General features: G+C 47.9%; 23 protein-coding genes. 21 read left to right on the top strand and 2 right to left on the bottom strand.

Translation table 11 applies throughout. From position 1 onward, the window contains the following. Positions 1-46 precede the first annotated feature (46 nt). Positions 47-292 carry a hypothetical protein gene (locus ACQY2K_RS00655; RefSeq protein WP_177747942.1) on the bottom strand — a complete coding sequence of 82 codons (246 nt, stop codon included), beginning with the start codon at positions 290-292 and terminating at the stop codon, positions 47-49. A gap of 669 nt (positions 293-961) precedes the next feature. On the opposite strand from ACQY2K_RS00655, the gene ACQY2K_RS00650 reads away from it, so the two are divergent. The 21 genes from ACQY2K_RS00650 to ACQY2K_RS00550 all read left to right on the top strand — a co-directional run bounded on the left by ACQY2K_RS00650 (position 962) and on the right by ACQY2K_RS00550 (position 21543). Then, complete coding sequence (locus tag ACQY2K_RS00650; RefSeq protein ID WP_428040356.1) at positions 962-2089, top strand: hypothetical protein; 1128 nt, start codon at positions 962-964, stop codon at positions 2087-2089. A 117-nt stretch (positions 2090-2206) separates the two neighbouring features. Further along, the gene (locus tag ACQY2K_RS00645; protein WP_428040355.1) at positions 2207-3916 is read left to right on the top strand and encodes a sensor histidine kinase; all 1710 of its coding nucleotides are present in this window, start codon (positions 2207-2209) and stop codon (positions 3914-3916) included. Then, complete coding sequence (locus tag ACQY2K_RS00640) at positions 3913-4626, top strand: hypothetical protein (RefSeq protein WP_177748419.1); 714 nt, start codon at positions 3913-3915, stop codon at positions 4624-4626. The genes ACQY2K_RS00645 and ACQY2K_RS00640 overlap by 4 nt, the downstream gene beginning before the upstream one ends. A gap of 3 nt (positions 4627-4629) precedes the next feature. Further along, positions 4630-5223: a 3'-5' exonuclease gene (locus tag ACQY2K_RS00635; protein ID WP_428040354.1), complete on the top strand. Its 594-nt coding sequence runs from the start codon at positions 4630-4632 to the stop codon at positions 5221-5223. A 2-nt stretch (positions 5224-5225) separates the two neighbouring features. Beyond that, on the top strand, positions 5226-6779 hold the full coding sequence (gene gpmI, locus ACQY2K_RS00630; RefSeq protein ID WP_428040353.1) for a 2,3-bisphosphoglycerate-independent phosphoglycerate mutase: 1554 nt from the start codon (positions 5226-5228) through the stop codon (positions 6777-6779). Positions 6780-6910: 131 nt separating this feature from the next. Beyond that, positions 6911-7138, top strand: coding sequence for a DUF167 family protein (locus tag ACQY2K_RS00625; protein ID WP_177748417.1), 228 nt, complete (start codon positions 6911-6913; stop codon positions 7136-7138). A 114-nt stretch (positions 7139-7252) separates the two neighbouring features. Continuing rightward, the gene (gene rpsF / locus ACQY2K_RS00620; RefSeq protein WP_177748416.1) at positions 7253-7573 is read left to right on the top strand and encodes a 30S ribosomal protein S6; all 321 of its coding nucleotides are present in this window, start codon (positions 7253-7255) and stop codon (positions 7571-7573) included. Positions 7574-7580: 7 nt separating this feature from the next. Next, the gene (locus ACQY2K_RS00615) at positions 7581-8027 is read left to right on the top strand and encodes a single-stranded DNA-binding protein (RefSeq protein WP_177748414.1); all 447 of its coding nucleotides are present in this window, start codon (positions 7581-7583) and stop codon (positions 8025-8027) included. A 23-nt stretch (positions 8028-8050) separates the two neighbouring features. After that, positions 8051-8374 carry a 30S ribosomal protein S18 gene (gene rpsR, locus ACQY2K_RS00610; protein ID WP_177748412.1) on the top strand — a complete coding sequence of 108 codons (324 nt, stop codon included), beginning with the start codon at positions 8051-8053 and terminating at the stop codon, positions 8372-8374. Between the two features lie 17 nt (positions 8375-8391). Continuing rightward, complete coding sequence (rplI, locus tag ACQY2K_RS00605; RefSeq protein ID WP_177748410.1) at positions 8392-8901, top strand: 50S ribosomal protein L9; 510 nt, start codon at positions 8392-8394, stop codon at positions 8899-8901. Positions 8902-9362: 461 nt separating this feature from the next. Then, positions 9363-10781, top strand: a complete 1419-nt coding sequence (gene dnaB / locus ACQY2K_RS00600; protein WP_177748408.1) for a replicative DNA helicase — start codon at positions 9363-9365, stop codon at positions 10779-10781. A gap of 5 nt (positions 10782-10786) precedes the next feature. After that, a complete protein-coding gene (alr, locus tag ACQY2K_RS00595; RefSeq protein ID WP_428040352.1) occupies positions 10787-11890 on the top strand; it encodes an alanine racemase in 1104 nt (367 codons plus the stop codon). Further along, on the top strand, positions 11890-12666 hold the full coding sequence (locus ACQY2K_RS00590; protein ID WP_177748404.1) for an MlaE family lipid ABC transporter permease subunit: 777 nt from the start codon (positions 11890-11892) through the stop codon (positions 12664-12666). The genes alr and ACQY2K_RS00590 overlap by 1 nt, the downstream gene beginning before the upstream one ends. A 1-nt stretch (position 12667) precedes the next feature. Beyond that, complete coding sequence (locus ACQY2K_RS00585; RefSeq protein WP_428039438.1) at positions 12668-13432, top strand: ABC transporter ATP-binding protein; 765 nt, start codon at positions 12668-12670, stop codon at positions 13430-13432. Positions 13433-13458: 26 nt separating this feature from the next. After that, positions 13459-14754 (top strand): MlaD family protein, encoded by a 1296-nt coding sequence (locus ACQY2K_RS00580; protein ID WP_428040351.1) that lies wholly within the window; start codon positions 13459-13461, stop codon positions 14752-14754. A gap of 3 nt (positions 14755-14757) precedes the next feature. After that, a complete protein-coding gene (gene radA / locus ACQY2K_RS00575) occupies positions 14758-16125 on the top strand; it encodes a DNA repair protein RadA (protein WP_428040350.1) in 1368 nt (455 codons plus the stop codon). A 104-nt stretch (positions 16126-16229) separates the two neighbouring features. Next, the gene (locus ACQY2K_RS00570) at positions 16230-17177 is read left to right on the top strand and encodes a PIN/TRAM domain-containing protein (RefSeq protein WP_428040349.1); all 948 of its coding nucleotides are present in this window, start codon (positions 16230-16232) and stop codon (positions 17175-17177) included. A 7-nt stretch (positions 17178-17184) separates the two neighbouring features. Then, entirely contained in the window at positions 17185-18333 is a 1149-nt protein-coding gene (gene ispD / locus ACQY2K_RS00565) for a 2-C-methyl-D-erythritol 4-phosphate cytidylyltransferase (RefSeq protein WP_428040348.1), read from the top strand. A 12-nt stretch (positions 18334-18345) separates the two neighbouring features. Next, the gene (locus ACQY2K_RS00560) at positions 18346-18921 is read left to right on the top strand and encodes a hypothetical protein (protein ID WP_428040347.1); all 576 of its coding nucleotides are present in this window, start codon (positions 18346-18348) and stop codon (positions 18919-18921) included. Further along, the gene (gene cysS, locus ACQY2K_RS00555) at positions 18918-20318 is read left to right on the top strand and encodes a cysteine--tRNA ligase (RefSeq protein WP_428040346.1); all 1401 of its coding nucleotides are present in this window, start codon (positions 18918-18920) and stop codon (positions 20316-20318) included. The genes ACQY2K_RS00560 and cysS overlap by 4 nt, the downstream gene beginning before the upstream one ends. A gap of 1 nt (position 20319) precedes the next feature. Next, a complete protein-coding gene (locus tag ACQY2K_RS00550) occupies positions 20320-21543 on the top strand; it encodes an adenosine deaminase family protein (RefSeq protein ID WP_428040345.1) in 1224 nt (407 codons plus the stop codon). Positions 21544-21592: 49 nt separating this feature from the next. On the opposite strand, the gene ACQY2K_RS00545 is transcribed toward ACQY2K_RS00550, so the two are convergent. After that, positions 21593-22975, bottom strand: a complete 1383-nt coding sequence (locus ACQY2K_RS00545) for a chloride channel protein (protein WP_177748387.1) — start codon at positions 22973-22975, stop codon at positions 21593-21595. Positions 22976-23052 lie beyond the last annotated feature (77 nt).

Genomic DNA, 23052 nt, shown 5'->3' with positions numbered 1-23052 from the left:
CCCCCGGTTCTATGTGGAACCGGGGGTTTTTCATATATAGGAAAATTTAATAATAGACCGCGTAGGAAATACTGCCCGGAGTGGGCGGAGGGGGAATCCCTAATTTGCGTTTGCGCTGGGTTTCTTTGCGTTGTTCTTGGAGGAGTATGCGTATCTGCATATCCACATAGGCGGCTTCTTCTGCGTTCAAATAGACAATACTTTCCTGTACGCTTACCGGGGCGGATATTTCTAACGGGCGGGTAAGTTCCTTCTTCATAAAAGCGGCCCAAGATAATAGTTTTTTTGTCATATATTATAGAATAGGTTTTTTAATATTTCCCTGCCAGGGTCAAATGGCCCGCCGTAGGGGATAAAAAGGGCCTAGCCCTTGTTGGGCCTTTTGGCCCCCTCGGGGATGACGACATTATAAAAATTGGGCATCCTGAACTGCCGCCCTTACCACTAGGCGGCACCCCGTAGTGTTGCTGTACGGGGTCTATTGATAGGTTTCAGAATCTACCGATTGTGTAGTTTGCCTTTTGTATTGTAGTGGTCGTCATCCTGGAAAGTTGTAGTCCAGGATCTGTTGTTACTCTAAAAGAGGACAACAATAGATACAGGAACGCTCCGCGCCGGCAAATCTTCCAGTATGACCTTTTAGATAACAACCCATAAGGTAGATTCTGAAAACCCTGCGGGCAGCCAGTTCAGCATGACCCCAATTTTTATAATGGCCTTTGGTTTATTTATGGGTGTTGTTTTGTTGGTTGCGACCTTGCCAAAACAGTGTGGCTCCATTAGTCAAAAGAGGGAAAAAAGTAAGCCGTCCGCAGGACTTATTATAAAAATGTTGTATCCGTTTTTTTTTTTTGCTAAAATTTTGACGAATCTCGGTGGATATACCCGGATGTATCCGGTGTATAAAAACGCGTATAAAAGGCCTTTTTGCCTAAATATAAAGACCTTAAAAAGGAGAAAAATGAAAGGAGTTACTTCTATGGTGTCATTCCCGAACTCAGCGGGCCGCTCCACTCTTGGGAATGACGGTTTAACAACAAGTGGCCGCACGGCAAGAGCCTTTGTCAAACGGTTGGTTGTTTTGTTTCTGATTACTCTATTTGCGGCGGTAAATGCCCCGGCGGAAATCATTTCCGCGGTGTCGTATAATCCGTCGCGTATGGGCGATTATGTTTATTTAAAGGTAGCCGATAAGGCCAATTTAAAAGGCGGTATTGAAGCCAATACTATGACGGTCCGCTCCGGCGGTACTGTGAGTGCCAGTTCACCTAATTTAAATTATAATGTTCCCGCTGTGGTGGGGGAGTCCGGCTCTGCGCTTGATATGCCGAACACGGCTATCCACGGGTCGGCGGCCAATACTTATGATAATTATCAGGCAGTCAATACGGGTACGCCTACGGCACTTTTAAATAAAGTGTATGTAAACGGCGGAACGACCACGGTTAAAAACGATTCTTATATTGCCACCTTGGATGCGGTAAACCGCTTAAAACAAAAGGCGGCTACGTTGCGCGCGAATAAGTTATCTGTCAGCGGCTCAGAGGATGCAAGCCTTTATGATGAAACCACAACGGACGGATTTACATTATCCGGAAACGATATTCCGCAGCCGACGAGTTCGCACGTCAATACAGGCGCGGGCCTTAGCAACTGCACCTTAAAATGGGAAGAGCGCGTAACAAGCAACAACCAAAAGGTAAAACTCTTGGCCTTGGCAAATTGCGGAGGAACTACTCCTCCGTCCACGGGCGATTGCTCTAACGCTACTTATAAGGCCGCTCACAAGAGCGAGTGCTGCCCGTCCGCCGCCAAAACCGATACGGTGTGCTGGACGAGTAAAAAGGAGTATGTGCTTGAAAAAATTAACCCATGTTCGTGTACTCCTTGCGCTATGATGGCTTACCCATCGGATCCGTCTATTGAGGAGAAAATGTGTGGTTTCGGAGCAAAAGCAGATCCTTGCCATTGTATTAAGAATTGGTATGTCTCCTCGGGTAGTTTAGGAATGGGTGGTATCAACAAAAAATCGTGTACGATCTCCCAATGGCAGAGTTGCAAAACGACTTATACTAAAAACGGTTGGTAAAATTGGTCCTACACAAAACATCGCCCCGGGTTTAAAACCCGGGGCGTCAATTTTCACCGCGTAACAAAAATTCCCGTTTGCGCCCTCCGAATTGATATAATCTAAATAAGGTGGATTATGTCTTTATTTTCTAAACTTTTCAAATTGTTCTTGGCTGTGGTGCTTATGCCGCTTATCCCTATGGTGCTGCTGCTGGCCTACTACCAGGTTCATTTGAAAAATAATATTTTGGAAACGCACGCAAATTTAGCGCAAATCGTATCCTCGTCTATGAACCAACACATAGAGGACCTTACTTGGCGCTTGTCTTTCGCGCAAAATATTACGTCTGCCCTTGCCTCACATAAAAACCCCACCCGCCAGTTACAAGATGCTTTGGGGGCAAACCCTGACTTTTTGATTTTGGCCGTATTGGATTCCTCCGGAAAAGAATTATACCGCGCCGGAGATAAACAGATTTTAAAGCAACTGCCGCCGCTTAATTTGTCGGGCGACGACTCCTTGCCTGCTCTTGCCAAAGAAGGACGCTTGTCTGTCAGCAGTTTTGATGTAATGGACGGACGCCCGATTAGCGAATTTATTTATCCGCTTTCCAATGGGGATTTCTTATACGGAATAATGAGTTTCTTTGGGCTGTTGTCGCGCGTGCAGGAACAGCGTATCGGCCAGACGGGCCGCATTTACATTGTGGACCAAAACGGCTCCGTCTATGCCAACGATTACCAATACAAACCTGCGTTTGATGCGGAAGCGTTAAAGAACGCCTTTTCGTCCAAAAGCCGCCTGATTAAAAAATTGAACACCCCGCAGGAAACTTATGTGGGGGCTTTTGCGCCTACTCCCATTTTAGGAGCCTATGCCACCGTGCTCCAATTAAAGAGCGAGGCCTACCGCAGTATTTATTACACGAACATTATTATTGCCCTGTTTTTGTTGTCTATTGCCACTTTGGCCTATTTCGGCGCGCTTACTTTTGCAGAGCGGTTAGGCGAGCCGATAGGCGCGCTTTCGCGGGCGGCCAAAGAGGTCAGCGCGGGTAATTTTGACGAAAAAATAGACGAGGAAATCGGCTGGGGGGAATTTAAACAGTTGATTTCTTCCTTTAATAAAATGACCGCTGATTTGAAAGATTACCAAGTGTTGCAACTCCAAGCCCAAGTAAGCGAAATGAAGGAGCAAGTATTCCGCGCGGTTGCGCACGACTTGCGCGCGCCCCTTTTGGGGTTGCAGGGGTATTTATACATTTTGCAAAGCGGCAAAGTGTCTAAGGACGAAGAAAAGCAATATTTGGACTTAATGAGCAAAGCGGCTAAAAATCTATCTGCTTTGTTGGAAGATGTGTTAGATGTTTCCCGCGTTCAGGCCGGAATGATGTTACCCAAAAAAGAAAGTGTATCATTGCCGGAACTTGTTAAAAACGTTACTGATACATTAGCCCCCGCCGCGCAAGAAAAGGGCTTGGCCCTTTCCGCAGATATCGCGGTGGAGCGTTTGCCGGCCGACCCGAAACTCTTGCAGCGGGTTATAATGAACTTGATTTCCAATGCCATTAAATTTACCGACAAGGGTTTTGTCCGCGTGCGTGCGTGGCAAGACGAAAAAGGATATTATCTGTCGGTGGCTGACAGCGGGATAGGTATTAGTGAACAAGACGCAAAAGGACTTTTTCAAAAATATCATCAAGTCCACACGGACCGTTCAGGCTACGGCTTGGGGCTGTTTATCAGCCGCCAAATTATGCAGGCGCACGGCGGGATGTTGGGCGTAACTTCTAAACAGGGCGAAGGCAGCGTGTTTACGCTTTCTATCCCCAAGGAGCAGAAATGATTGTTTTTTGGCGGTTGTTTTTAACCTTCTTTTTGACGGATTTCGTTTTCTTTCACAAAACGATTAACCAGTTGGAAAAAGAAAACTGGCTCAAAGCCTCGGCTTTGCATAGTGCAGTGTTTTTGTTCTGGGCCTATTTGCTGTGCTACGGCTATTTAACAATGCCTTGGCCGTTTTTGGAACTTTTCCACCTGCCCGGTTGGATGTGCATTTTGCTGTGCTGTGCGTTCCACGTCTTTTCGGACAGATTTTTTCAGTTTGGCGGCAAAATGCGCCACGGGTATGTCTTAACATTTTTTACGAAAATATTTGCCAACCTCCTCTTTTTGTTTCTGTGCGTACCGTTTAGAGTGCTGTACGAAACGGGTAATTTCTTTGCCGAATCGTGGGTTATCTTTTTGGTGGGGCTTGTAACCGCTACCCGCGTGATAGGTTGGTTTATCTTTTCCATTGAGCAGGACCGCTACGGGCGGGATTATCCCACCTTTGACGAACGGTGGCTGCTGATGATGGTGCGTGCTATTTTCTTTTTAATAATGCTCTTGCCCGGTTGGCGGTGGATGGTGTGGCTGCTGGTGTGGTACGGGGCTTGTGTGTATGCACGCAAAATACGCTTAATGGATGTGTCCCACGCGGCTTTTTATATAGGGGTATTTGGGGCTGTTTTGGTAGGTTTTTTGGTACGCCTGAGATTTTATTTGGTGTGGTGAGATATGGAACTTTCTAAAATTAAATTTGCTTGCTTGGATACGGAAACGACGGGTTTGTCGCCGGATGACGGCGGACGAATTTGCGAACTGGCAGTGTCTGTATCCCAGGGCGGCCGCCCGGTGGAGGAATTTTCCACTTTGTTAAACCCCGGTATGCCAATGCACTCGGAGGTAATTGCTATTCACGGTATTACAAACGAAATGGTGGCAAGTGCCCCCAAATTTGCCGATATATTGCCCAAACTTTTGGGTTTGTTGGATGATTGTGTTATAGTGGCGCACAATGCTGATTTTGACGTAAACTTTTTACGTAGCGAATTTGCACAATGCGGAATGCGCTTTCCGCCCTATCCCGTGATTGATACGCTCAAACTGGCGCGCAAGAGCGGTAAATTTGCCAAAAACAACCTGGGCTGTATTGCCGCTGATTTAGGAATTAACTGTACGGGGTGGCACCGGGCAATGGCTGATACAAAAATGGCCGAACAGATTTTTTATTACTTTTTAACCGAACTTAACAAGCACGGTGTTTCCACACTGGAACAGTTAAGTTCGTTCCAACAAAAACGTTGGAAAGATTTAATTAAGGAGAATTAATTATGGAAAAAGTAGTTTTAATTATTCGCGACGGTTGGGGCGATGCCAAAGCCGGTCCGCACAATGCCGTAACCAATGCCAAAACGCCGAATATGACGAAATATTTGGCCGAATATCCTCATACGCAAATTGAAGCCTCCGGCGAACAAGTAGGTTTGCCCGCCGGGTATATGGGATCCTCCGAAGTCGGCCACCTCAATATGGGTGCGGGGCGCATTGTGGTACAGGAACTCAAACGCTTGAAAGACACCATTGAGGACGGTTCTTTATTTAAATCCGCCCCGTTTGCCGCCTGCATTGATAACTGCCTGAAAAACCATAAACCGCTGCACGTTATGGGCCTTGTGCAAGATGAAGGGGTACACGCCCACCAGGACCATTTGCACGCCATTATGAAATATGCCGCGGAAAAGGGCATTAAGGATGTATATATACATTTCTTTGCCGACGGACGCGATACGCCGCCGCAGAGTTCTATCGGGTTTATCCGCACCTTGGAAGAAAAAATTAAAGAATACGGTGTCGGAAAAATTGCCACTATTCAGGGCCGCTACTATGCTATGGACCGCGGCGAGGATTGGAGTCTGACCGATAAAGCCTATAATTTAATTGTGCACGCACAAGGCTTACACGGGAATACCGCCGAAGAAGTGGTGGAAACCGATTACAAAACAATGAAGACCCCCACCAATACGCCGATGGTGGACGAATATATCCCGCCGACCGTATTGGGCGATTATAAAGGTATGGAAGCCGGTTCCAGCGTGATTTTCTTTAACTTCCGCCAAGACCGCGCTATCCAACTGACCCGTGCATTTATTGATGATAACTATCCGGGCCACCGCGGCGAACGCGTGCCGTGCGTGTATTGCGGATTGACTAAATACTATGATGCTTTCCCGTTTAATGCCTTGCCCTCTATGACAGACGGCGGCGGTATGGACCACTTGCTCGGGCAGGTAATCTCAGATGCCGGCTTAAAGCAGTTGCGCTTGGCTGAAACGCAAAAATTCAAACACGTTACGTCCTTCTTTAACGGCAAACAAATTAAACCGTATGCCGGAGAGGACCGCATTGAAATTAAAGGCCGCTTTGACCCGGCTACCTTTGCCGAACATCCGGAAATGGAAGCCTATATCGTTAAGGACGAAGCCCTCAAACAAATCGCCACGGGCAAGTATGACTTTATTGTTATTAACTTTGCTAACTGCGATATGGTGGGTCATACGGGCAAATTTGAATCCGTGGTAAAAGCCGTAGAAGTGGTGGACGAGTGCACGGGCCTGGTAACAGAGGATGCCTTGAAGCACGGTTACACTGTGTTTATTACCGCCGACCACGGCAATGCCGAAGAAATGTGGGACGATAAAATCAATATGCCCAAAACCGCCCATACGACCAACTTGGTGGATTTTGTGTATGTCAGCAACAACCACAAAAACGCCAAAATGGCCGCCACAGGCAACCTGGGCGATATTGCGGTAACGGTATTGGACGTGATGGGGCTTAAAAAGCCTGCCGATATGACGGCCAAGAGTTTAATTGTCAGCAAATAATAAGTAAAACTCCGATTATAAAAATCACTTTTGCGCTTGTTCTCTCCCAAAGGGGCCTCCGCAAGAGTGATTTTTTTGTAAACGGAGCAAAAGAATAAGCGGGCTTTTGCGCAAAAAAGTAAAATAGAAATATGGAAAGTTATATTAAGGTAAAAGTCCACGCGGGGGAAAAGAAGAACAAACTTGTTCAAAAAGCCCCGGATACCTTTGAACTGTGGGTAAAAGCCCCCGCCGAACAGGGCCGTGCCAACGAGGCAGTCCGCGCGTTGCTGGCACAACACCTCAATTTGCCCGAAAACAAACTCTCTCTTATCAAAGGGGCCACCTCTCCGGCTAAAATTTTCCTAAAACGCGCCTAATTTGGCTATATAAATTCCTCTAATTTTGTTATAATATCCATAGAGCAAATTATACGGGGCGTAAGCCCTTGGTGTTTTTTGACTCTGCAAAACGCAAAAAAGAATAATTGGTATATGAAAACTTACGAAAGCGTAATTATTGTGAAACCCCAACTCTCCGACGGAGAAGTGGGCGAATTTGTGGTTAAGGCCAAAGACCTTATCACGAAAAACGGTGGCGAAGTTGTCAGCGAAGAAAGATTGGGCAGAAGAAAATTCACCCACGAAGTAAATCACGTTCGCGATGGCTTCTACCTCTATTTAAAGTTCAAAGCCGAACCGAAATTTGTAAAAGTTTTTGAAGATGCTTTGAAACTTAACGAAAAAGTCCTCCGCTCTATGACGATGTGCGCCGTAGAAGTGAAGGTAAAACCGGCTCCTGCCGTTGCAAAATAAGGTCGCTATGCCAGCACAAATCAAATTACCGGAACAAAACGTTGTATTTCTAGTCGGACGGTTAACACGTGACCCTAACGTTTCTTTTACGCAGAAAGGTCAGGCAGTGTGCCGTTGTGACATTGCGGTCAACCGCAGATATTTGGATACTGCCACAAACGAGTGGAAAGATGACACCGTATTCGTTCCCGTAGTGGTTTGGGGTGCTGCCGCCGAACGGTGTAAAGACCGGGTGAAAAAAGGGACCCCCATTTCCGTGGAGGGTCGCCTCACCAGCAGCGAATACACCGATAAAACTACTGGTCAAACCCGCAGAAGTTTGCAGGTAACAGCCCGTAGAATCCAAATACTGGAAAATAACGCCGCCGGCGGTTATCACACCGCTGATGCCGCTCCGGCCGCTAAGGACGACGTTCCCACTACTGACGTAATGGAAGACGACGTGCCTTTTTAACAGGAACCAAAGAGAGATAACAAATGTCCGAAGAAATTAAAAACACGCAAGCCCCCGCTGCGGCCAATGCCGCTGCTCCGGCCGTCCGCTCCGAAAGACCGGCGCGTCCGTTTATGGGCAAAAAGCGCTTTGAAAGCAGAAGAAAAGTCTGCAAAGTCTGCGCTGAAAAAATTGACAATGTGGATTACAAGAACTTTCAGTTCGTAAAGTCCTTTACTATGGAAAGCGGCAAAATCCTTTCCAGAAGAATTACCGGCACCTGCGCTAAACACCAGCGCCAGATTACCAAGGCTATCAAACGCGATCGCAACTTGGCTATCTTGCCGTATTCTTTGCCCAAGAAATAAGCCGGAGGACGTAAGAAATGAAAGTTATTTTGAAACAGAACGTAAAAAATTTGGGTATGATGGGCTCCATCGTTGATGTAAAGCCCGGCTATGCCCGCAATTTCTTGGTGCCGCACCGCTTGGCCGAAATCGCCACGGAAGGCGCTATTAAGAATTGGCAGTTGGGTGCCGAAAGACGCGCCAAACGCATTGAAGCGGAACTCGCCGAAGCCCGCGCCATCGCCGAAAAATTGGCCGGTGTCGTGCTTCCGTTCACCAAAACCGTCAACAGCGACGGCGTGGTGTTCGGTTCCGTAAACAAAGCCGATATCTTTAAAGCCTTGAACGCCTTGGGCCACAACATTGCCAAGGACGCCATTGAACTCAATATGCCGATTAAGGCTTTGGGTGAAACCGAAGTGGGTATTTATTTGAAACCCACCGTTACCGCGGTTATCAAGGTACAAATTAACCCCTTGACCACGGTGGAAGAAAAAGTAGCCGATGCTAAGCCGGAAGCCAAAGAAGCGGCGGCAGAAGCCAAATAACTCCCAACCTAATTGCGTTTTGTAATGACCCCCGCCCCGTGCGGGGGTTTTTTGTTGGTGTTAAATTAGGAAGTCATCCCGGAGTTTTTTTTGTCTGGGATTTCGTTGTTATTGTTGTCGTTTCCGAGTGTCGTAATCGGGAATTTATTTTTGCCGTGGTTGTTCTCTTACAGAATGACAGATACCCGCACCCTGCGGGCCGCCAAAACTCTCGGGGATGATGCCAACAGCATTGTTTAGTGCGGTCGCACGGTTTTTGTATGGGACAAGACAAATGTGCCAAAATCGGGGGTGCAGAGTACCAGATTTGCCAATACGGTTCTTCTCAAACTCCTTGTTATAAATTGCCCAATTAACCCTTGTTCGGGTGGCATTAAAAGTGCCTAAATTGCTACAATAATAAAAAGCACGCCTTACCGGGGAGTAAGCGTGTGGACCCATTTTTTAGTTGTAGAGGACTTATGGCAAGCAATTTATTGGAAGAAAAAATCCCTCCGCAGGCAATAGATGCGGAAATGGCTGTTTTAGGCTCAATGCTTTTGGATGCGGAGGCTGTAACCGATGCGTTGGAAATTTTAAAGCCCGAACATTTTTATAAAGAATCCCACCAAAAGATTTTTGCCGCAATGAAGAACCTGGCGGACCGGGGCCAAGCGATTGATATCATTACGCTTAGTGAGGAACTGAAAAAAAATAACCTTTTGGCCCAGTTGGGGGGGGAAGTTTATTTAACACAACTGGTGGATAAGGTTTCCACCGCCGCCCATATTAAGCACTATGCGGAAATCGTCTATAAAAAGTACGTCGTACGCGATTTAATTCGCACGGCCACATCACTTGTCCAACGCTGCTATAAGGAAGAGGACGACGATCCTCAGGTGCTGATTGACTCTGCCGCCGACCAAATTTATAAGTTAAGTCAAAAGCAGAAACTTACGGGCTTTGTTTCTTCAAAAGATTTGGCCCCCGAAGTGATTGAAATTTTGGAAAAAGCCGTACGCAATAAAAACGCTATTCAAGGGGTGCCGACTGGATTAGATGAGTTTGACCGCAAAACGGGCGGGCTTAGAAAATCTGACCTTATTATTTTAGGGGCGCGTCCCAGCCAAGGTAAAACCGCTTTGGCCTTAAATATTGCGCACCACGCTTGCGTGGAGTGCGGGTTCCCGGTGGCATTTTTCTCGCTGGAAATGGGGCGGCACATTATTTTTGAACGTATGCTCGGCGCGGCCTCTATGGTGGAAATTTATAAGTTGCGTACCGGATATTACGAGCAGAGCAAATGGTCCGATTTAACGCGCGAATTGGGCCGCTTGGCTTCTGCGCCGATGTATATTGACGATACGTCCGGTATTTCCATTACCGAACTGCGTATGCGCGCGCGCCGTTTGGCCACCGATCTAAAAAAACAAGGCAAAGAGTTGGGGCTTATTGTGATTGACTACTTGCAGTTAATCCGCGGCGGTGAACGCCGTACCGAAAGCAGACAGCAGGAAGTATCGGAAATTTCCCGTATGCTTAAAGATTTAGCCCGCACCTTAAATGTGCCTGTCTTGGCTCTTTCGCAGTTGAGCCGCAAAAACGAGGATAAGAGCCGCCAAGACAATAAGCCGCAACTTTCCGACTTGCGCGAATCCGGCTCTATTGAACAGGACGCCGACGTGGTGGCTTTAATCCACCGCGAAGCGTATTATAAACGCGACGACGAAACGCTAAAAAATAAAGCCACGCTGATTATTGCCAAACAGCGTAACGGCCCGGTGGGAGATATTGACTTGGCTTTCTTTGGCGAATATGCCTTGTTCACAAATCCCGCACCTGAATCTTTGGAATCAGCGCAGAATGTGGGCGGAAATACCACAATGGCGATTCCGGAGTAATGTATATGATGCCTATTTTAAGACCGACGGTTGCCGAAGTGGATTTAAAAAAACTGGCCCGCAATATGCGTAAGGTGCACGAGCAGGCCGGAGAGGGCGTGCGCGTTTTGACTGTTTTGAAGGCGAACGCCTACGGCCACGGAGCGGTGCCTTTGGGTCTGTTTTTAGAAAAAAACAAACTAAGCGATTTTTTTGGTGCGGCCTCGGTGGAAGAAGCCTTGCAGTTGCGCCAGGCGGGGATATCATTGCCTATTTTGGTTTTGGGCAGTATTTACCCGTTTGAAGCGTTTGAGTATGCCATTAAAAACAATATCGCCATCACTATTGCCAGTTTAGATGCAGCCAAGGCCGTATGCGAAATTGCGGAAAAAATAGGTAAAAAAGCCCTTTGCCACGTTAAGCAAGATACCGGTATGGGGCGTATCGGCACGCGTCGCGGCGGAGTTTTTAATGTGATTGAATATTTGGATAAAAACCCGCACGTTATTTTAGATGGCCTTTTTACGCACCTTTCCAGCGTGGAGACCGATCCGGCCTATACCGAGGAACAAATCGGTTACTACCGAGATACTTTAACCAATGTCCATTTAAAGGGTATCCATATCAATTATTGCCACGTGGCGGCTTCTTCGGCTATTACCGCGCGGCCCGATGTGCATTATGATATGGTCCGCACGGGCCACAGCGCGCTTGGATTAGAAGCCGGGTTTGAGCCGATTTTGTCCTTAAAAACCCGTGTGGTATATGTGAAGGACGTTCCCGCCGGGGCGAGTATTAGTTATAACCGCAGTTTTATTGCTCCGGCCCCAATGAAGGTAGCCACTTTGCCCTTGGGGTATGGGGACGGCTATTTGCGCGCGCTTTCCAATAAAGCAGAGGTGCTTATTAACGGCAAGCGTTGCCGGGTGTTAGGTAATATCACAATGGATATGATGATGGTGGATATTACCAATGCAGGGTCCGTAAAAGTGGGCGACGAAGCGGTAGCCGTAGGCCGCCAAGGCAACGAAGAAATTACTTACGCGGAACTGGCTGAAAAGGCGGGCACGATTGATTATGAATTGTGCACTCTTTTGATGATGCGCGTACCGAGGATTTACAAAGAATAATGTTTACACTTATTGGTAAATATATGTCCAACCTGTTCGGCCAAGTGGGCGGAGCCGCCCAAATGGTCCGCTCGTCTTTGTTCTGGCTGACGCACTCCCGCTTTGAATTTGGTCAGGCGGTGGAGCAGAGCGTAACGATTGGCGTAGAATCTTTGGGCGTAACGGCGCTTACCAGTTTGTTTACGGGTATGGTGCTGGCGTTGCAGGCAGGAAACACGATTGGCAATATCTTCGGAGAACCTATTTTCGTGGGAACGATTGTTACTTTTTCGCTTATCCGCGAATTAGGGCCGGTACTGACGGCGGTGGTCGTTTCCGGCCGGGCGGGGGCGGCGGTAACGGCACAAATCGGCACAATGGCGGTTACCGAGCAGATTGATGCGCTTTATACATTAGGCACGAACCCTATCCGCTATTTAGTTATCCCGCGGATGTTTGGCTTTGTGTTTACAATGCCGGTTTTAACACTTTTTTCCAACTTGTTTGGAGTCTTGGGCGGCTATTTGGTGGCGGTTTATGCGCTGGGAGTTGCCGGAGAGGTATATATTACGGATATTACCTCGTTTATGGGTGTGAAGGACTTTATGCACGGCTTTATTAAATCGTTTGTGTTTGCGTTTATGGTGGCGACGGTTTGCTGCTACAAAGGGGTCAGCACGCGCGGCGGTGCCGAAGGAGTGGGGAAATCTACCACCGGGGCCGTAGTTACGACGATTGTGCTTATTTTGGTATTGGATTACTTTTTAACCGCCATTTTAACGGCGTTCGGGGTTTAATATGATTGAAATTAAAGATTTGAAAAAAAGTTTTGGCCCCAAACAGGTGTTAAAGGATATAAACCTCAAAATAGAAGAGGGCAAAACCACTTGCATTTTGGGCGGTTCCGGCTCGGGCAAAAGCACCTTAATCAAATGCCTTATCGGGTTGGAAGAGGCCACGGGCGGACATATATGGGTGGACGGAAAGGATATTACAAAAATCCACAGCGAAATTAAACTGGCCGCTATCCGCCGCAAGTTCGGCTATTTGTTCCAAGAGGGAGCCTTGTTTGACTCTATGAGCGTGGGCGAAAATGTTACTTTTGGTCTTAAATATTTAACCGAAGTGCCGGAAAGCGAATATCCCAAGGTAATTAAAGAAAAATTGGCCTTGGTGGGGCTAAAAGAGGACGTAGCCAAATTAAACCCCAGCGAACTGTCCGGCGGTATGAAAAAGCGCGTTTCGTTGGCGCGCGTGCTGGCGGTGGAGCCGAAAGTAATTTTATATGACGAGCCAACCACCGGGTTGGACCCTATAATGTCCGATATTATCAGCGATTTGATTATCGGGTTAAAGGCCAAACTGGGGGTAACCTCGGTCGTGATTACGCACGATATGCGTTCGGCCTTTAAAATTGCCGATTATATTGCGTTCTTGTACGAGGGACATATTTTGATGTACGGTACGCCGGAAGAATTTAAAAAAACGGATAACCCGTATGTAAAACAATTTGTGGAGGGCAGCAGCCAAGGGCCTATCCAAATGCAGTTGTTAAAAGCATAATTTTATTTTAAGGAAAAGGATAAACAATGAAACCGGAAACAAAATTGGGGATATTTACCGTATTAGGTCTTTTTATCTTTGGTTTTTCGCTCTACTTTTTGGGCGGGCTGTCCGTAACCAAAACACACGATATTAACATCACGTTTGCGGACGTGTCCGGCCTGGCCGTGCAGGCTCCCGTTAAACTATCGGGGGTAGAAGTGGGGAAGGTTAAAAAAATCAAAATTGAAAATGGTCAGGTGGTTGTAGTGGCCTCTATTAATGACGGGGTGGAACTGCACCGCGGGGCACAGTTTAGCGTGGCGATGACGGGTATTATCGGCTCCAAATATTTAAAAGCCGAGCAAGGCCCTCTTTCGGCCCCCCTCATCCAGCCGGGCGAGTATGTGCCGGGGCTTAACGAACAGCCGATGGATGTGATGATTTCGCAAACAATGTCCAGTATTAAAGAATTTGTGGATAGCGTAAATAACCAAGGCGAATTTGGGGAAAAACTCAACCAAACGATGAATGATGTGCGCCAGTTATCGGCTAATTTGAACCAATTAGTGGCCCAAATGCGTCCGTATTTGACAAATTCTGTGGAAAATTTAGACGTGGCCTCCGAACGATTGAAAGAGGTGCTGGCTAAGGCGGACTCTTTGATGAACAGTTTGGAAAATGGGGAAGGTGTAATCGGCAGTTTGATTAAGGACCCCGAAATGAAGAAGGACGTAAAAGACAGCGTAAAAGATTTGAAGGAAACAATGGGCGAGGTAAAAACCTTTGTGGGTAAGATGAGCCGATTCCGCGTGTATTGGGATTACGACTTCTTCTATATGCCCGGCCCGGGTCAGGCCACCAGCGATCTGGCACTTGAAATCTTCCCGTCCAGCGGTTATACATTTTACCGCGTAGGTATGGCCAATATCGGTAATGAGGACGATAAACTCAAAGACGGCGACTATTTGGAAAAGAACAAGTTTGACGTCCGCTTTGGTCTCTACAACAAATGGGCGACCGTTTCCGCCGGTTTAATCCGCGGCGGCGGTGGGGTGGCCTTGGAATTAAAGCCGTTCTATGACGACGAATTTTTAAGCCGCTTTACTGTGGGTGGAGAATTCTACGATTGGGGCCGCGACCGCGTGATTAACGGGCGGCGCTTCAATAAGCCCAATTTGACGTACGGATTAGATTTCCGCGTGAACCGTTATTTCTCCGTGGGCGCGTGGATGCGCGACGCGATGGAAACCAACGAATTTGCGGTAAAGGCCAACCTGTCGTTTAATGACCAGGATATTTCTTCTTTCTTTGGTATGGCGGCTGCGGCCGGAGCCAGATAAGGTATGAAATTTAAAACAGTTTTCGTCTGCCAAAAGTGTGGTTACGAATCCCCCAAATGGGCGGGTAAATGCCCGGAGTGCGGGGAGTGGAACACCTTGGTAGAAGAAGTCAAACAGCAGGAAAGCAAAAAGGCGGCACAGCGTACGCGCAGTTTTACGGATTTTTCTTCCGAGATTGTAAAACTGGCAGACAGCAGGGCCGTTAAAGAGCCGCGCATACAAACGCACATCAGCGAGTTTGACCGTCTGTTGGGCGGAGGTCTGGTTAAAGGGCAGTTGAGCCTTTTGGCCGGGGCCCCCGGCATTGGTAAATCTACGCTAATGTTGCAGGTGGCGGCGGAACTTTCCAAGACGTTAAAGGTGCTGTATATTTCGGGCGAAGAGAGCATCGGCCAGATTTCGGGCCGTGCCCAACGGCTAAAAGTAAATGGCGACAATATTTTCCTGTTGTGTGAAACGGATATCCAAAAAATTGTGGAATCCGTGGAACAGGTCAATCCAGAAGTGCTGATTTTGGATTCTATTCAAACGGTTTACCACCCGGAATTTACCTCCTCCGCCGGTACGGTGGCGCAGGTGCGCGAGTGTACCGGCGAATTGGTGCGCTTGTGTAAACCCAAGGGCATTATTACTTTTGTGTTGGGCCACGTTACTAAGGACGGCGAACTGGCCGGACCGAAGATTTTGGAGCATATGGTTGATTGTGTGCTCTATTTTGACACGGAAAAGGATAACGTCCTGCGCCTGTTGCGCCCGCATAAAAACCGCTTTGGTTCTACCGGCGAAATCGGTTTGTTTAAAATGACGGGCCACGGACTTGAATCGGTGGAAAATGCCAGCGAATATTTCGCCCAAACTTCGCGTGATAGTGCTATGAAGGGCCGGGCATATTCCTTGGCGTTGGAGGGTTCCAGACCAATTTTGACCGAAGTCCAAGCATTGGTATCACCCACACGCTATCCGTTCCCGCGCAGAGTGGCTACGGGAGTAGATTTAAACCGTTGCTTAATGTTGTTCGCCGCGTTGGAAAAGCATATCGGGCTGTCTTTGGACAACAAAGATATCTTTGTCAGTTTAGCGGGTGGCGTAAAATTGAAGGACCCGGCCCTGGATTTAGCCGTTTGCGCGGCAGTAATCAGTTCGTGCAAGGAAATTCCGGTTGCGCCGGATTGTGTGTTTATGGCTGAGGTGGGCATTTTGGGGCAGGTTGCCAAGGTGCCGCTTATTGACCGAAGACTGGAAGAAGCCCAGCGGTTAGGTTTTAAGAAAGGCTTTTCAGCCTCGGTAACCAAGGGCGAAAAGCAAAAATTGAGTGCAATGAGCCTTGTGGAATTGGCCGATTTGAACGCTTTGGCGCTTAAATTGCGTTAATCCGGCGGGTGCGCCGTCAAAGAAACGCTGTAAAAATAGCCTGCAAAGTGCTAGAATATAACTAGTCTTATCCGGGGACAGGTTCCCCTATTTTTGGAGGGCATATGCCTATTTGGATTTTTCGTATTTCCACGTTGGTAGCATTTCCGTTTCTAACGTATAACTTTATTGATAAAGAGTGGATGAGCCTGCTGTCGGGTCTTTTGTGCGGCGCGCTCGTCGTGGCGGGCGAAGTGTTGTTCAAACGCTTGCGCCTTATTAAAATTATGATAGCCTGCTCCGGCTTTTTGTTGGGCTATATGTTGTTTGTTCTGTTTGATTATGGGATGAACAACTTTGCCAATGGCGACGTAATGGCTTTTTGGAACCAGCATCAGCGTTCTTTTGAAATCGGTCTGCTGGTTTTTGGGGTGTTGGCCAGTTTGTTTAAGTCGCGCGATTTGGAGGGGCTTTCTTACAAGGGGCACCACTTAAAGGTGGCTGACGTTACCGCGCTGATGGACGGGCGCATTGTAGATTTGTGCGAAATTAATTTCCTCTCCGGCGTGATTGTGCTGCCGGTGTTTGTCTTAGACGCATTAAACAAAATGGTCTCCTCCAAGGACCCGTTGGAACGCGCCAAAGGCCGCCGTGGGTTGGATGTGGCTTCCCGCTTGCAGGAACTTTCGGAAATTTCCGTGCGCATTACAAGCAAAACTCCAAAGGCCGACACCTTGGAGGAGCGTATTGTAAAGTTGGCTAAAAGTTTGGATGCCGAAGTGGTAACGCTTGATTTTAATGTCAATAAAATTGCCGCGCTTTACAATGTAATTGCTCTTAATGTGGCGGATTTGGCTACCGCCTTAAAACCAGTGGTCTTGCCCGGGGAAAGTATGTCCCTCTTTATTATGAAAGACGGTAAAGAAAAAGAGCAGGGTATCGGCTATCTGGATGATGGCACAATGGTCGTGGTAGAGGATGGCCGCAAACATATCGGTAAACGCACGGAAGTGGCTGTATATTCGATTTTGCAAACATCTTCCGGCCGGATGATTTTTGCCAAAGTTAAATAAGGTTTTTATGTCTAAACAGACGGGCTTTTCGTCAGCGGTAATTGTAGCGGGGGGAAGCGGCAGCCGTATGGGCCGCCCCAAGCAAATGTTGCCGCTTGGCGCAAAGCCCGTACTTGTCCGCACGGTGGAAGCGTTTTTACAGACGCCGGAAATTAAAGAAATTGTGGTGGTTACACCGACCGAGAACCGCGCTGAATTGCAAAAGCGGTTTCCTGGAATTGTCTTTGCAGATCCCGGAAAAACAAGGCTTTTGTCGGTAAAAAACGGTTTTTTAAAAACTTCCGCCGCATCCCAATTAGTGGCCGTACACGACGGGGCACGCCCCTTGGTGGAGCCCGCTCATATCAGCGCGTGCTTGCAGGCCGCACGGCAATACGGTGCAGCGGTATTGGCTGTGCCTGTTAAAGATACGGTTAAAGTTTGTGAGGGCGGTTTTGTGCAAAACACGCTGGACCGAGCGGTTTTGTGGGCCGCACAAACGCCCCAATGCTACCGCCGCCCGGTATTGGCGGAAGCCTTGGAAAAATTCGGGCAAGAGGAAGGGGCAACGGATGAATCCCAACTGGTTGAAAAACTGGGGATAAAGGTGCGCGTGGTACCCTCTTCCTACAAAAACAATAAAATCACCACGCCGGAAGATTTAATATTTGCGGAGGCTCTCTTGGAAAATTCTGTTATTTACCGCACCGGTTTCGGGTTTGACTTACACCGCTTGGAACCGGGACGCAAATTGTTTATTGGCGGGGCGGAAATCCCGCATACAAAGGGCTTTTTAGGACATAGCGACGGAGATTTAGTTCTGCACGCCTTGTGCGACGCTGTTTTAGGTGCGTTATGTGCAGGGGAAATCGGCATTTTGTTCCCGCCTACGGACGAATCTATTAAAGGGATTTCCAGCGTAAAAATTGTTAAAAAAGTATTGGAAATTGTCCGCTCCCACCACGCTCAGATTGAACACATTGATGCAACTATTATCACCCAAGAGCCCAAAATAAAGCCGCATTATGAAACGGTCCGCAAGTCTTTGGCGGAAGTGTTTGAAATGCCCTTGGAAAATGTCAGTTTTAAATCAAAAAGCCACGAACACGTGGGAGAAATTGGCCGCGGGGAAGCGGCTATGTGCCACGCGGTGGCTACGTTAAAAATTCAAAAGTAAGGAGTTGTACCTATGAAAATTCGTTTTATTTTAACCTTGGTTTTGGCGGGTTTGGTGGCCGCGTGCAGCAGTACCGATTACCGTTCCCATAAAAAAGTAACCCAAGGTATTGATTATTCCCGCTATCCGGGCAACCAGGCGTATTACGAATTTACCTCGCCTTTCCCGCCCGAAGGCATTCCTGCCGGTACGGAAACCACGGCTCCGTCCGCCGAGGAAGCGCAACTGGGGGAAGATGAAGATTTTACCTCCGAAAATTTAGCCAGTACCTATGGTAACTATGGCGACGTGGTAGTCAGCGTGGCTACGCGTAAATTTCAGTTGGGGGCTTCCGCTACGCGCAAGGATATGAACTTGTTTCAAAAGGCTCTTGATAAGGCCTACGCGGTAGCACTTAAAAAATACCGCCCGGTGGGCTTTACTTATTCTATGTCCAGCGTAGGCGCGGTCAATTCGCTTTCCGACATTACTGTAAACTGTAAACTCAGCGAAACTTCCGCCAACGAGGTGGGCCAGTCCACCTGCACGCTGTTTTTTAATACGATTAAATCCACTTATTTGCAACTGAAAGAAGAGGCTAACCAATGATGTACTTATATAATACCGCCACGCACCATAAAGACGAGTTTAAACCGCAGAACGAAAAGCAGGTAACAATGTACTGCTGTGGGCCGACTGTATATAACTTTGCGCATATTGGTAACTTGCGCACTTATATTTTTGAGGATTTGCTTTCCCGCACCATCCGCTTGCACTATCCGCTTAAACACGTTATGAACATTACCGACGTGGGGCACTTGGTGTCAGATGCGGACTCCGGTGAGGATAAAATGGAAGTCGGTGCCGCTCGCGAGGGAAAAAGCGCGTGGGATATTGCCAAGTTTTATGAACAAAAATTCTGGCAGGATTACGACGCCTTGCATTGTACCCGCCCGACGGTTATCAGCCGCGCAACTGCACATATTCAGGAAATGATTGCCCTTGTTAAAACCTTGGAAGAAAAGGGCTATACCTACCGTACTTCGGACGGTATTTATTACGACACTTCCAAGTTTGACCGTTATGACGCGCTTGTCGGCCACGCCCGCATACGCGGTTTACAGGGCGGTGCCCGTGTGGAAATGAGCGACGAAAAGCGCAACCCGACCGATTTTGCCTTGTGGAAATTCTCCCCCAAAGATAAAAAACGCCAAATGGAGTGGGATAGCCCGTGGGGAGTCGGTTTCCCGGGGTGGCATATTGAGTGTTCCGCTATGGCGATGAAATATTTGGGCCATACGCTGGATATCCATTGCGGCGGGATTGACCACGTTACGATTCACCATACCAACGAAATCGCCCAGAGTGAAGCCGCAACCGGCGAAAAATATGTGAATTATTGGGTCCACGGCGAATTTTTAATTTTGCGCTCGGGAAAAATGTCCAAGTCCGGAGGCACTTTTGTTACGCTGGATGTGCTGAAAGAAAAAGGTTATGAACCTTTGGCCTACCGCTATTTGTGCTTGGGCGCGCATTACCGCACACAGTTGGAATTTTCTTACGAAAGTATGGACAGCGCAACGAAAAGCCTTAAAAATCTTCGCACCTTGGCTTGCCAAGCCCAAGACGAAGCCAAAGGCACTCCCGTTCAAAATGAAAAAGTCCAAGCCTGGAAGGATAAATTTACCGCCGCTATGGAGGACGATTTAAATGCCCCCAAGGCCTTGGCTGTTACTTGGGAAGCCGTCCGCTCCTGCGATTTGGCGGCTGGGGAAAAATTGGCATTTTTGGAATTTGCCGATACGATTTTGTCGCTTGATTTATTTAAAAAACAGGAGGCCGCCGCTTGCGAATTACCGGCAGAAGTAGCCGGCCTTTTAAAAGCGCGTGCCGAAGCCCGCGGTGCGAAGGATTGGAAAAAGTCCGATGAACTTCGCGACGCCATTGCCCGGTTGGGGTATGTTGTAAAAGATACACCCCAGGGCCAACAAGCGGAGAAAAAATAATATGATGAAGATTCCCAGTGAGTTTTTACAGCGAATTCCCAAGGCGGACTTGCACGTCCATTTGGACGGCTCTCTGCGTCTTTCCACGTTAATTGAACTGGCCCAAAAAGAGGGAGTTGAACTTCCCGCCTATACCGAGGAAGGATTGCGCGAAAAGGTTTTTAAAGATAAGTATGCTTCGCTCGTAGAATATTTAAAGGGCTTTTCCTACACCGGGGCCGTTATGAGAAATGCCGCCAATATTGAGCGGGTGGCCTATGAACTGGGATTAGATGCAATTGCTGAGGGTGTGCGTTATTTAGAGGTGCGTTTTGCACCCCAGTTGCACGTGAGCGACACTTTATCGGCGCAGGATGCCGTTCGCGCCGTGGTGCGTGGGTTGAAACGCGCACAGGAAGAACATAACGCTTCGGACGCTGTTAAAAAAGAGGAAGATTTGGAATTTTATTTTGGCATAATTGCGTGTGCGATGCGTAATTTTAACCAGTTTATGTCTCCTTATTATGCCAATTTGATTAAAGCCCTTTCCCAATCCAGCAAGAGCGAAATTTTCGGCATTGCTTCGTTGGAATTGGCGAAAATGGTCGTAAAACTGGCCAAGGACGAGCATTTGCCTGTTGTCGGGTTTGACCTGGCGGGTGAGGAGGCCGGTTATCCGGCGGCTGACCATTTGGCGGCCTACCGTTATGTGCATAAACATTTTATCCGCAAGACGGTTCACTCCGGCGAAGCCTACGGTCCGGAATCTATTTTTCAGGCCATTACCGATTGTTATGCCAACCGCCTGGGCCACGGCACGCACTTGTTTGCCGCCTCTATGATTAAAGACAAACGGGTACAGGATAAAGAAGATTACGTCAATTCATTGGCTGATTATATTGCCAGCGAACGCATCGGTATTGAGGTTTGTTTGACGAGCAATTTGCAGACCTTGCCGGAAATCAAATCGGTAAAGGACCACCCGATTAAAGAAATGATTAAGCGCGGGCTTCCCGTCAGCATTAATACGGATAACCGCTTGGTGTCCAATACCACTGTTACCAAGGAAATGGAACTGTTGGTCCGCAATGTGGAACTGGCCCCCAAGGAACTGAAAAACATTGTAATTGCAGGCTTTAAGAGCGGATTCTTCCCGGGCAGTTATGTGGAAAAGCGCCGCTTTGTACGCAAAGTAATTGACCGCTACAATGCTCTGGCCCGCGAGTATAATATTCCATTGTACTAACTTATTACCGATAGAAAAGCCCCGGTTTTCGCCGGGGCTTTTTGTGCCTTTATTTTTGCTCGTCAAAGCCTTTGGGGTTGGGTATTAAGTGGCGGACCATTTCCCGTACTGCTTTTTTAAGTAAGGTCTTGCGCGGGTGAATCCGTTGTTTTCGGTCGCTTGCGCGGCGGCCGTAATGCTTATGGTGGAGGTCGGGTTCTTCCTCTAATGTTTTGCCGCTATCCATAGAAATCCGCTGGCTTGGGTAAATGCTTTGCCGCCCGGTAATTAAGAAACTAATCACGCATACTACTGTGGCATAGGGTGCAATCGCCGGTCCAAAAAGTTCTATGGCCATAATACTGGCCGCCAAAGGCGTATTGGCCGTACCCGCCAAAACAGCCACCAAACCGAGGGCGGCTAATGTAGCACTATCCACACGCATAAAATCGGCCAGCATTGCTCCGGCTTGTGCGCCCACAAAGAAAATCGGCGTAACCACACCGCCAATTCCTCCGGCGGCAAAGGTAACAGAGGTAGTAATAATCTTATACAAAAAGCCAAAGGGGGACAAGAGCGGCTCTCCGTTTAGGGCCATATCAATACCGGGCATACCTAAGCCCAGGTAAATGGGCGAAGCAAAATATCCTATCGCCACTAAAACAAGCCCTCCAATCATACACGCCCAAAACAGACGCGTACGCAGAGCAATATAGCGGAATACCACGCGGGCAAATTTGCTGATTTCAATAAACAGGATAGACACCAGTCCGAAGAACATCCCGGCCACAATCATTTTGAGGAAAAACTGCTCCGAAAACACGGGCACAAAATGCAATGGATGATAAATGTAATCTACCCCTAAAAAAGAGGTAACTTGAAAGGCGGTTATTCCGGCAACCAAAGCAGGGAACATCACTTCATAAAAAATATGTCCTACCCATAATACTTCCAACCCGAACAGTGCGCCCGATATCGGCACGCCGAATACACCCGCAAAGCCCGCACTTACGCCGCAAATCATCATTTTGCGCTGGTTTTCCGGGTCCATACGCAAAAGGCGCGCCAGTATAGAGGATACTCCGGCCCCCACGTCCGCGCACGGGGCTTCTTTACCCGCCGAACCGCCGGAAACCATTGTTACAATAGGCAAGGTAAACCCTTTTAAAATAGAAATAAAAGAAATAGGCCTTTGGGCATTGATTTTATTGATGACCGCATCTGTGGAAAAGTCTTTATCGCGCTTGGCGGTTTTCCGGCCCAGCAGTGCCACGATATATAAGAAAACGGGCAGCCCCAAATAAAACAGCGGAATCCCGTTTCTCCACTCAATAGAGGCGTCCAATATCTTTAAAAAGGCCGCGTCCAACACGCCCACCAGCGCACCAATGACGGTAGCCAATAAAAACCATTTAACAATATTAATAAAATTTGTACGGTGTTCGTCTAACATAATTAATATCTTACTAAATTGCCCTTTCCTCTTGCAGAGTAAAAAAAGGTTATCTGTGCACTGCTCCGGGGGGAGTG

The sequence above is a fragment of the Candidatus Avelusimicrobium fimicolum genome (genome assembly GCF_021632165.1).
Taxonomy (GTDB): domain Bacteria; phylum Elusimicrobiota; class Elusimicrobia; order Elusimicrobiales; family Elusimicrobiaceae; genus Avelusimicrobium; species Avelusimicrobium fimicola.
The sequence above is the reverse complement of the archived record's forward strand: the minus strand, read 5'-3'. Positions and strand labels throughout refer to the sequence as shown.

Bases quoted from the DNA above. Each gene is read 5' to 3' on its own strand.
- alr (WP_428040352.1), top strand. From the start codon at position 10,787: ATGATGCCTATTTTAAGACCGACGGTTGCCGAAGTGGATTTAAAAAAA.
- ACQY2K_RS00550 (WP_428040345.1), top strand. From the start codon at position 20,320: ATGATGAAGATTCCCAGTGAGTTTTTACAGCGAATTCCCAAGGCGGAC.
- gpmI (WP_428040353.1), top strand. From the start codon at position 5,226: ATGGAAAAAGTAGTTTTAATTATTCGCGACGGTTGGGGCGATGCCAAA.
- ACQY2K_RS00650 (WP_428040356.1), top strand. From the start codon at position 962: ATGAAAGGAGTTACTTCTATGGTGTCATTCCCGAACTCAGCGGGCCGC.
- rpsF (WP_177748416.1), top strand. From the start codon at position 7,253: ATGAAAACTTACGAAAGCGTAATTATTGTGAAACCCCAACTCTCCGAC.
- radA (WP_428040350.1), top strand. From the start codon at position 14,758: ATGAAATTTAAAACAGTTTTCGTCTGCCAAAAGTGTGGTTACGAATCC.
- ACQY2K_RS00560 (WP_428040347.1), top strand. From the start codon at position 18,346: ATGAAAATTCGTTTTATTTTAACCTTGGTTTTGGCGGGTTTGGTGGCC.
- ACQY2K_RS00625 (WP_177748417.1), top strand. From the start codon at position 6,911: ATGGAAAGTTATATTAAGGTAAAAGTCCACGCGGGGGAAAAGAAGAAC.
- ACQY2K_RS00615 (WP_177748414.1), top strand. From the start codon at position 7,581: ATGCCAGCACAAATCAAATTACCGGAACAAAACGTTGTATTTCTAGTC.
- ACQY2K_RS00545 (WP_177748387.1), bottom strand. From the start codon at position 22,975: ATGTTAGACGAACACCGTACAAATTTTATTAATATTGTTAAATGGTTT.
- ACQY2K_RS00580 (WP_428040351.1), top strand. From the start codon at position 13,459: ATGAAACCGGAAACAAAATTGGGGATATTTACCGTATTAGGTCTTTTT.
- ACQY2K_RS00640 (WP_177748419.1), top strand. From the start codon at position 3,913: ATGATTGTTTTTTGGCGGTTGTTTTTAACCTTCTTTTTGACGGATTTC.
- cysS (WP_428040346.1), top strand. From the start codon at position 18,918: ATGATGTACTTATATAATACCGCCACGCACCATAAAGACGAGTTTAAA.
- ACQY2K_RS00570 (WP_428040349.1), top strand. From the start codon at position 16,230: ATGCCTATTTGGATTTTTCGTATTTCCACGTTGGTAGCATTTCCGTTT.
- ACQY2K_RS00645 (WP_428040355.1), top strand. From the start codon at position 2,207: ATGTCTTTATTTTCTAAACTTTTCAAATTGTTCTTGGCTGTGGTGCTT.
- ispD (WP_428040348.1), top strand. From the start codon at position 17,185: ATGTCTAAACAGACGGGCTTTTCGTCAGCGGTAATTGTAGCGGGGGGA.
- ACQY2K_RS00590 (WP_177748404.1), top strand. From the start codon at position 11,890: ATGTTTACACTTATTGGTAAATATATGTCCAACCTGTTCGGCCAAGTG.
- rpsR (WP_177748412.1), top strand. From the start codon at position 8,051: ATGTCCGAAGAAATTAAAAACACGCAAGCCCCCGCTGCGGCCAATGCC.
- ACQY2K_RS00635 (WP_428040354.1), top strand. From the start codon at position 4,630: ATGGAACTTTCTAAAATTAAATTTGCTTGCTTGGATACGGAAACGACG.
- ACQY2K_RS00585 (WP_428039438.1), top strand. From the start codon at position 12,668: ATGATTGAAATTAAAGATTTGAAAAAAAGTTTTGGCCCCAAACAGGTG.
- ACQY2K_RS00655 (WP_177747942.1), bottom strand. From the start codon at position 292: ATGACAAAAAAACTATTATCTTGGGCCGCTTTTATGAAGAAGGAACTT.
- rplI (WP_177748410.1), top strand. From the start codon at position 8,392: ATGAAAGTTATTTTGAAACAGAACGTAAAAAATTTGGGTATGATGGGC.
- dnaB (WP_177748408.1), top strand. From the start codon at position 9,363: ATGGCAAGCAATTTATTGGAAGAAAAAATCCCTCCGCAGGCAATAGAT.